The organism is Achromobacter sp. RW408, assembly GCF_003184165.1.
Lineage (GTDB): Bacteria > Pseudomonadota > Gammaproteobacteria > Burkholderiales > Burkholderiaceae_B > Achromobacter > Achromobacter xylosoxidans.
Genome location: NZ_QHHO01000046.1, coordinates 1,041,379 through 1,049,581 on the forward strand (window position 1 = coordinate 1,041,379; position 8,203 = coordinate 1,049,581).

Consider the following 8,203-nt stretch of genomic DNA (forward strand, 5'->3'; position numbering starts at 1 on the left):
CGCCGCGCCAGTAGCGGAACACCGCCAGCACCAGCAACACCAGCGCCAGCGCCACCCAGAAGCCATAGAACACCTTGGGCGCGACAAACGCCTCGCCCACCATCACCGGCGCGCGCGGCATGAACTCCGGCAGGCGGCGCTGGTCCGCGGTCCAGATCAGTTCCACCACGCCCACCAGGATCGATGCCAGTCCCACGGTGATCATGAACACCGAGATCGGCGACTCGCCCAGCATCGGCCGGATCGTCACCCGCTCCACCAGCGCGCCCAGCACGGCAGACAACGCCACCGCCCCGGCGATCGCCGCCCACACCGGCCAGGCCATGCCGGCGGCAAACGCATAGAACACGTAGGCGCCCATCATCAGGAATTCGCCGATGGCGATGTTCACCACGCGCGTCGCCTTGTAGACGATCACGAACGCCAGCGCCGCCAGCGCGTACAGGCCGCCGCTGCCCAGCCCGGCCAGCGTCACCTCCAGGAAGAATAGGCCGTCCATCAGGCCGCCTCGCGCAGCCGCCGGCGCAGGTCGCCGACGTCACCCGCGCCCAGATAGGCCTTGATGACCTCGGGATCGGCCTGCACCGCCGCTGGCGTGCCATCGGCGATCACCTGGCCAAAGTTCAGCACCACCACATGGTCCGACAGGTCCATCACCATGCCCATGTCGTGCTCCACCATCAGCACCGTCACGCCCCACTCGGCGCGCGCATCGAGGATGAAGCGCGCCATGTCGTCGGTCTCCTCGCGGTTCATGCCCGCCACCGGCTCGTCCAGCATCAGCACCTTGGGCTGCATCGCCAGCGCCCGCGCCAGCTCCACCCGCTTGCGCAGCCCGTACGACAGCGCCGCCACCGGCGCATGGCGGATGTGGTCGATCTCCAGGAAGTCGATGATGCGTTCTTCGATATCGGCGCGCAGCGCCATCTCTTCGCGCCGCGCCCGGCCCAGGTACAGCAGCGCATCGAGCACATTGGTGCGCAGGTGGGCGTGGCGCCCCAGCTTGATGTTGTCCAGCACCGTCATGCCGCGGAACAGCGCGATGTTCTGGAAGCTGCGCGCCAGCCCCAGGCGGGCGCGCTCGGGCGCCGCCACGCGCGTGATGTCGCGGCCCAGGAAGCGGATGGTGCCCGCGGCCGGCCGGTAGAAACCCGAGATGGTGTTGAACAGCGAGGTCTTGCCCGCGCCATTGGGGCCGATGACCGTGGTGATGGATCCGGGCGCGACACGAAAGCCCACGCCCGTGAGCGCCTTGACCCCGCCGAACGCCAACGTGACCCCATCCACCTCCAGCAAGGGAGGGCTGTCGGATTGATCCACCTTTGTCTCCTCGCCTTGGTCGCGAAGCTGTTTTTCTATTGGCGGTGAATCAGCGGAGCCCCGAGGCAGGCGATGCGGCGAACCTGTCTTTACCTACGCTGTACAGCGCCGGAAAATCGTTCTATGCGTTACGCTTGTGTGGCGGACGGCAACCGAGCAAGCGCTTGGTTCCGACCATAGCATCGTGGTTTTTGGATCGAAAGTTGGTATTTACCCGATAACGGAGACAAGCCATGAACCCACCCCTTCCGGTCTTTCCAACCCTGCTGCTGGAAACCGGCGACGGCATCGCCATGCTGACACTGAACCAGCCCGCCACGCTCAACGCCATCGACGTCGCCATGGCGCTCGACCTGCAACGTGCCGCCCAATGGCTCGATACGCGCGCCGACATCCGCGTCGTGCTGCTGCGCGGAGCGGGCAAAGCCTTCTGCGCCGGCGGCGACATCACGCTGTTCGAAGGCGACGTCAACGCGGTGCGCGCGAAACTGCTCGCCCTGTTCACGCCGCTCAACGATTTCGTCGCGCACGTCGCGCGCATGGACAAGCTGTGGCTGGCGCAGATACACGGCGTCGCGGCCGGCGCCGGCCTGTCGCTGGCGCTGGCCTGCGACCTCGCCATCGCCGAGGCCGACACGCGCTTCATGACGGCCTACCTGAAACTCGGCGCCACGCCGGACGCCGGCATGACGCATGGCCTGAACCGCCTGCTCGGCCCGCGCCGCGCGCTCGACCTGCTGCTGCGCCCCGACGCCTTCAGCGCCGCCGATGCGCACGCCTGGGGACTCGTCAACCGCATCGCCGACGCCGGCCAGCTCGCGCCGCAAGCGCAGGCCTACGCGCAACAGCTGGCCAGCCACGCGCCGCACGGTATCGCTGGCGCCAAGCACCTGCTGCGCAACGCCGCCCATGCCACGCTGGAAACGCAGCTGGCCGAAGAAACCGCCTGCTTCCTGGAAACCGCGCGGCGCGAGGATTTCACCGAAGGCGTGCGCGCCTTCCGCGAAAAACGCGCGCCGCGCTTCCAGGGCCGGTAAAGCGCGGCGCCCGCGTCAGAACTTGTAGGTGACGCTGGCAATCGCGCTGCGGCGCGCTCCGTACCAGCAATCGCCGCGCGACAGGCAGGTGGCCAGGTAGGTCTTGTCCGTCAGGTTGTTGACGTTCAAGGCATAGCGCCAGTGGCTGGTTTCATACGCCATCATGGCGTCGACCAGCCACACCGGCGACAGCTTGGGCCCATCGCCATCGCGGAACGAGGACATCCAGCGCGTGCCCGCGCCCACCGTGAAGCGCCCGTCCAGGTTGTCGAGCGCGAAGCGGTACCGGCCCCACGCCGCGGCCTGGTGGCGCGGAATGCCTTCCAGCTGCGGATCGAGGTCGATGTAGTTGTAGTGCGCGATCACGTCGAACGACGACGTCAACTGGCCGCGCCATTCCAGCTCCAGGCCGCGGGTGCGCGTCTTGCCCGTCTGCACGTTGTTCAGCGCCGCCGTCGGATCCGGCACCAGGCGGTTCTTCTCCCGCAGGTCATACACCGACGCCGTGGCCAGGTGGCTGCCATCCTGCGACTGGTATTTCACGCCCGCTTCCCATTGCTTGCCACGCAGCGGCTTGTATAGCTCGGGCACCGCGCCATCGGGCGTCTTGCGCGTGGTGCTGGCCACCGGCGTGAACGATTCGCTGTAGCTGATGTAGGGCGACCAGCCGTTGCTGGCCGCGTACATCAACCCGAAACGCTTGGTGGTGGCCTGGGCCTTGTCCGCGTCGCCGCCCTCGAGCTGGCTGCGGGCGCGGTCGTGGCGCACGCCCGCCGTCACGATCCAGTTCTGGCCGATCTTCATCTGGTCCTGCAGATAGATGCCGGTCTGGCGCTGGTTGAACTGCGGCTCGCCGGTAAGCTCGGGAATGTAGCCATTGCCGTATACGGGCGAGTAGGCATCGATCGTGTCCATGCCGCTGCCGCTCTCGCGGTCGCGGCGATAGCGCGACCAGTCCAGGCCCAGCAGCAGCTTGTGCGTCACCATGCCGGTGCCGACCTCGCCCGTCAGGTGCTGGTCCAGCGTATCCATGCGGACCTTGGTGATGGTGTCGTCGGCGTAGCGGCCGATGATGCGCTGGTTGATCGGATCCGCGGCCCAGCCGCCCGGTACGCTGAACGAATCCGCATAGTGCGTGAAATACGTCACCTTGTTGTTCGCGTGGCGAAAGCCCTGGCTGAACGCCCATTTGTCGTTGAACTTGTGCTCGAACAACCAGCCGAAGCTGCGGCGCTCGGAATCGTAGCGATCGTGATCCGGCTCGCCGATGAAGCGATAGGTCGGAATCATGCCGTTCGGATTGGGCGTGCGCATCCCCGACCACGGCATGAACTGCGCGGTCGAGCCCGACTTGTCCTTCTGGTACAGCGCCTGCAAGGTCAGTGTCGTCGCCGCGCTCGGCCGCCACGTCAGCGACGGCGCCACCAACGTGCGGTCGTCCGGCACATGGTGCACCTGGGTATCGGCGTCGCGCTGCAGCGCCACCAGGCGGTACAGCCACTGGCCATCTTCGGTTATGGGCCCCGTCAGGTCCATCTGCGCCTGCTTGCGCCCGTGGTTGCCCAGCTGCACGCCCACTTCGCGCTGCGCCTCGGCCAACGGACGCTTGCTCACCATGTTGATGAGGCCGCCCGTGCTGCCCTGGCCGTAAGTCATGGCCGCCGGCCCGCGCAGCACCTCGATGCGCTCCAGCATGTATGGATCGGGACGGGTCGTGCTGGTGTAGTAGTCGAACGCCTGGCGCATGCCGTCCAGGTAGACGTCCACATCGGTCCCGCGCACGCGCACGCTGTCGCTGCGCGAATCCAGGCCGTAGGCGTCGGACCGCACGCCCGCCGCATAACCCAGTGCCTCCTGCAGGCTGGTGGCGCCCTGGTCCACGATCTGGTCGCGCGGCACCACGGTGATCGATTGCGCCGTTTCGTTCAGCGGCGTATCCGTCTTGGTGGCCGTGGCCGACCGGGTGGCGGCATAGCCCAGCACCGGGCCGGTCGCCGTCTCCTCCGCGCCGGCCTCCACCCTGACGGACGGCAAGGTCGTCGGCTCGGTGGGCGCCGACTGCGCGACCAGCGCGGCCGGCAGCAGGCTCAACGCCGCCGCCAGGCTGGCGCGGCGGGACATGACAGGATCAAACATCGACGTGGCTCCCCTTGATGGATTTTCGAGAGCCAAATGTTAATGTTTCTCGTTATTGAAATGGTTCCTTTTCCCTACAAAAGGAAAGTCTTCCCCTGTTTGCAACAGGGCCGGCGTGGCTTGCGCGCGACAAGCCACCCGGCCCCAAAAAAAGAAAACCCTCATCGAGGCCCCGCCGGCCCTCGTCGGCTCAGCCCTTGCCCCCTGCCCCCGCTCGGCTTCCCGCCAATTCAGCCCCGGCCGGCGCGCAGTTCCACCGCCTTGGCCCAGCGCCGCGCCACCGACGGCGAGGTCGCGCAGGTCGCGGACTCCGTCACGACCCGCACGGCGCGCTCCAGCAGCTGGATATCCGCTTCATGCTGGCGCGCCACGTGCGGATCCTCGAAGAAGATGACGCGCTGGCACTGGTGCTCCAGCACCAGTTCCGCGATCTGCGCGTCGCCGCCCAGCGGCCCGCTCAGGTAGCGATGCACCCACGGCGTATCCTTGGGCCAGCCGCGCGACCACGCCAGCTCGTTCAGGCGGCCGCCGGTGGTGCCGGTGGCCACGCGCCGCGCGAACTGCGACAGCACGTCGAAGTGTTCGGCCGCAAACGCCACCATCTCGTCCTTGAGCGCATCGTGCGCGATCAACGCCAGCGTCTGGCCAGCGTAGTTGAACAGGCGCGATGCCGCCGCATCTGGCGCCAGCCCGGCGTGCACCCGCTCCACCTCCATCCATTCGATGGCGCCCGCCAGCGTCGAGATGAACGGACGGCCATGCGTGATGCACTGGCGCTTGAGCGCCAGCGCCTCGGGGAAGATCGAAGACGGGTCCACCGGATCGATCAGGTAGATCGCGCCGTCGAACGGCGCCTGCCCGTCGCGTCCTTCGGTGACGCGCGCCACCAGCTTCATCAACCCGCCCTCGCGGCCATACGGATAACGGATCAGGCCGGGATAGCCCTGCAGCATGCCCTCGCGCACGATCGCGTCGTGCGTGCGGCCCACGGTATGCAACTGCACGCCCAGTTCGCGGATGGTGGATGAGCAGGCCCGCAGCCAGGTGAACAAGGCGGCATCGGGCGTTTCGTGGTGCAGTCGGTTGGCGGCCAGGCCAAAGCGCAATTGGGCAGCGGGCATCGGTAGACTCGGATGGCAAGGACAACGAAGAGAGTCTTGATGATACCCCGCCGCCCGCGCCCCCAATGCAAAAACGCTCCCGAAGGAGCGTTTCGCTGAAGGTTCAGTCGGCCTCGTCGATCCAGGCCATCTGGATGGCCTCCAGGATCTTTTCGCCGCTGCGTTCCGGGTCGTCACTGAAGCCGGGCAAGGCCAGCACCCATTCGCGCAGCTGAGTGAAGCGCAGCGTCTTGGGATCGACGTCCGGGTGGGCGTCCGCCAGCGCCTCGGCGATCTGGTAAGTATCGGTCCACTTCATCAATGGCCCTCTTTCGCGTGGTTGATGGTGTACTTGGGGATCTCGATCGTCAGATCGGCATCCTCGACCCGCGCCTGGCAAGACAGGCGCGAGGTCGGCGTCAGGCCCCAGGCCTTGTCCAGCAGATCCTCTTCGTCATCGGTCGCGTCTTCCAGCGAAGCATAACCCTGCTTGACCACCACGTGACAGGTCGTACACGCGCAGGACAGTTCGCAGGCATGCTCGATGTCGATATGGTTGTCCAGCAGGACGCGGCAGATCGACACGCCCTTGGGCGCGTCTTCGATCACGGCGCCCTCGGGGCAGTAGTCGGGATGAGGCAGTACGGTCAGTTTCGGCATAGCGTGTTATCAGGCGATCTCGTCAAGTTTGCGGCCGGCCAGCGCGGCGCGGATGCTGCGGTCCATGCGGCGCGCGGCAAATTCATCGGTCGCGGCCGACAAAGCCTCGACCGCGGCCTTCACCGCGTCCACGTCCTGCGCCTCCTGGGCGCGGCTGGCCGCCTGCAGGCATTCATCGACCCGTTGGCGTTCCTCGGCATTCAGCAGGTCGCCGTCGACAGCCAGCGCGGCCTGCACCGACTCGACCAGTTGGCGCGCCTCCACCTGCTGCTCGCGCAGCATGCGGGCGCGGGCGTCGTTGTCGGCCTGCGCCACGCTGTCGGCCAGCATGCGCGCGACTTCGTCGTCGCTCAGGCCGTACGACGGCTTGACCGACACCGCCGCTTCCACGCCCGTGCTCTGCTCGCGCGCGGTCACGCTCAGCAGTCCGTCGGCATCCACCTGGAACGTCACGCGGATCCGCGCGGCGCCCGCCACCATCGGCGGAATGCCGCGCAGCTCGAAACGCGCCAGCGAACGGCAATCCGACACCAGGTCGCGCTCGCCCTGCAGCACGTGGATGCTCATGGCCGTCTGGCCATCCTTGAAGGTGGTGAATTCCTGCGCCCGCGCCACCGGAATGGTGCTGTTGCGCGGGATCACGCGCTCGACCAGCCCGCCCATGGTTTCCAGGCCGAGCGACAGCGGCGTCACATCCAGCAGCAGCCAGTCTTCGCCCGGCGCGCGGTTGCCGGCCAGCAGATTGGCCTGCAGCGCGGCGCCCAGCGCCACCACCTGGTCCGGGTCCAGATCAGTCAGCGGCTCGGTGCCGAACATCTGGCCCACCGCGGCGCGCACCACCGGCATGCGCGTGGCGCCGCCCACCATCACCACGCCGCGCACGTCGGCCGGCTTGAGCGCGGCGTCGCGCAGCGCCTGGCGCGCGCTGTCTAGCGTGCGCTGCACCAGAGGCTGGGCCAGCGTCTCGAACTGCGCGCGGGTCAGCGTGTGATCGATCACCTGGCCATTGGCCAGCGTCAGATCCAGATTGGCCTCCTGCGCGTCCGACAGCGCCTCGCGCGCCGCGCGCGCCGCCATCAGCAGGCCGCGCCGGTCGGCGTGCGTCAGTGCTTTGGCGCCCGCGGCCGCCACCACGTGGTCGACGATGAGCGAATCGAAATCATCGCCGCCCAGCGCGGTATCGCCGCCGGTCGAGATCACTTCGAACACGCCCTGCGTCAATCGCAGGATGGAGATATCGAACGTGCCGCCACCGAGGTCATAGACGGCATACACGCCTTCGGCGGCGTTATCCAGGCCGTAGGCGATCGCCGCGGCGGTCGGCTCGTTCAAGAGGCGCAGCACGTTCAGGCCGGCCAGGCGCGCCGCGTCGCGGGTCGCCTGGCGCTGGGCGTCGTCGAAATAGGCCGGCACCGTAATGACGGCGCCCACCAGGTCATCGCCCAGCACGTCCTCGGCGCGCTGGCGCAGCACCGCCAGGATCTGCGCCGACACTTCCACCGGGCTCAGGTCGCCCTGCGCGGTGCGGATACGCACCATGCCGGGCGCATCCACGAATTCGTAAGGGGCGCGCGTGGCGCGCGCCTCTTCCAGCGAACGGCCCATGAAACGCTTGACCGACACCACTGTATTCAGCGGGTCCTCGGCTTGCTGCGCCAGCGGTTCACGCCCCGTGGTGACCTTGCCGCCGGGGAAATAGCGCACCGCCGACGGCAGCAGCACGTGGCCCTGCGCATCAGGCAGGACCTCGGCGACGCTGCTGCGCACGGCGGCAACCAGAGAATTGGTGGTGCCCAGGTCGATCCCCACCGCCAGCTTGCGCTGGTGCGGCGCGGGCGATTCGCCGGGCTCGGAAATCTGCAATAAGGCCATGATTGTTTTTTCTACTCAGTAGGCGGCGAAGTCCGGGCGCCCCGCGGCCGGGCCATCCTGGGGGACTAGGAATCGGGG

The 8,203-nt window shown here is 67.6% G+C and carries 8 protein-coding genes; 1 reads left to right on the forward strand and 7 read right to left on the reverse strand.

The genetic code is table 11. The features are described from left to right. Together DK459_RS14855 and DK459_RS14860 are read right to left on the reverse strand one after the other, a co-directional pair. Positions 1-499 (reverse strand): branched-chain amino acid ABC transporter permease (locus tag DK459_RS14855; RefSeq protein WP_146221903.1); only part of this gene is annotated, 499 nt, incomplete at its 3' end. Next, a complete protein-coding gene (locus tag DK459_RS14860) occupies positions 499-1,296 on the reverse strand; it encodes an ABC transporter ATP-binding protein (RefSeq protein WP_169538040.1) in 798 nt (265 codons plus the stop codon). The genes DK459_RS14855 and DK459_RS14860, both read right to left, overlap by 1 nt. A 257-nt stretch (positions 1,297-1,553) precedes the next feature. On the opposite strand from DK459_RS14860, the gene DK459_RS14865 reads away from it, so the two are divergent. Then, positions 1,554-2,357 (forward strand): enoyl-CoA hydratase/isomerase family protein, encoded by an 804-nt coding sequence (locus DK459_RS14865; protein ID WP_110134837.1) that lies wholly within the window; start codon positions 1,554-1,556, stop codon positions 2,355-2,357. A 15-nt stretch (positions 2,358-2,372) separates the two neighbouring features. On the opposite strand, the gene DK459_RS14870 is transcribed toward DK459_RS14865, so the two are convergent. From DK459_RS14870 to hscA, 5 genes are all read right to left on the reverse strand, one after another. Further along, complete coding sequence (locus DK459_RS14870) at positions 2,373-4,478, reverse strand: TonB-dependent siderophore receptor (protein WP_230846635.1); 2,106 nt, start codon at positions 4,476-4,478, stop codon at positions 2,373-2,375. A 245-nt stretch (positions 4,479-4,723) separates the two neighbouring features. Beyond that, positions 4,724-5,614 carry a methylglyoxal synthase gene (locus DK459_RS14875; RefSeq protein ID WP_006386163.1) on the reverse strand — a complete coding sequence of 297 codons (891 nt, stop codon included), beginning with the start codon at positions 5,612-5,614 and terminating at the stop codon, positions 4,724-4,726. A 103-nt stretch (positions 5,615-5,717) separates the two neighbouring features. After that, the gene (gene iscX / locus DK459_RS14880) at positions 5,718-5,912 is read right to left on the reverse strand and encodes a Fe-S cluster assembly protein IscX (RefSeq protein ID WP_006386165.1); all 195 of its coding nucleotides are present in this window, start codon (positions 5,910-5,912) and stop codon (positions 5,718-5,720) included. Next, positions 5,912-6,253, reverse strand: coding sequence for an ISC system 2Fe-2S type ferredoxin (fdx, locus tag DK459_RS14885; protein WP_006386167.1), 342 nt, complete (start codon positions 6,251-6,253; stop codon positions 5,912-5,914). The genes iscX and fdx overlap by 1 nt, the downstream gene beginning before the upstream one ends. Before the next feature lie 9 nt (positions 6,254-6,262). Further along, positions 6,263-8,125, reverse strand: a complete 1,863-nt coding sequence (hscA, locus tag DK459_RS14890; RefSeq protein ID WP_110134838.1) for a Fe-S protein assembly chaperone HscA — start codon at positions 8,123-8,125, stop codon at positions 6,263-6,265. Between the last annotated feature and the right edge of the window lie 78 nt (positions 8,126-8,203).

Coding starts and splice junctions, on each gene's coding strand:
- DK459_RS14865 (WP_110134837.1), top strand. CDS start 1,554: ATGAACCCACCCCTTCCGGTCTTTCCAACCCTGCTGCTGGAAACCGGC.
- DK459_RS14870 (WP_230846635.1), bottom strand. CDS start 4,478: ATGTCCCGCCGCGCCAGCCTGGCGGCGGCGTTGAGCCTGCTGCCGGCC.
- DK459_RS14875 (WP_006386163.1), bottom strand. CDS start 5,614: ATGCCCGCTGCCCAATTGCGCTTTGGCCTGGCCGCCAACCGACTGCAC.
- iscX (WP_006386165.1), bottom strand. CDS start 5,912: ATGAAGTGGACCGATACTTACCAGATCGCCGAGGCGCTGGCGGACGCC.
- fdx (WP_006386167.1), bottom strand. CDS start 6,253: ATGCCGAAACTGACCGTACTGCCTCATCCCGACTACTGCCCCGAGGGC.
- hscA (WP_110134838.1), bottom strand. CDS start 8,125: ATGGCCTTATTGCAGATTTCCGAGCCCGGCGAATCGCCCGCGCCGCAC.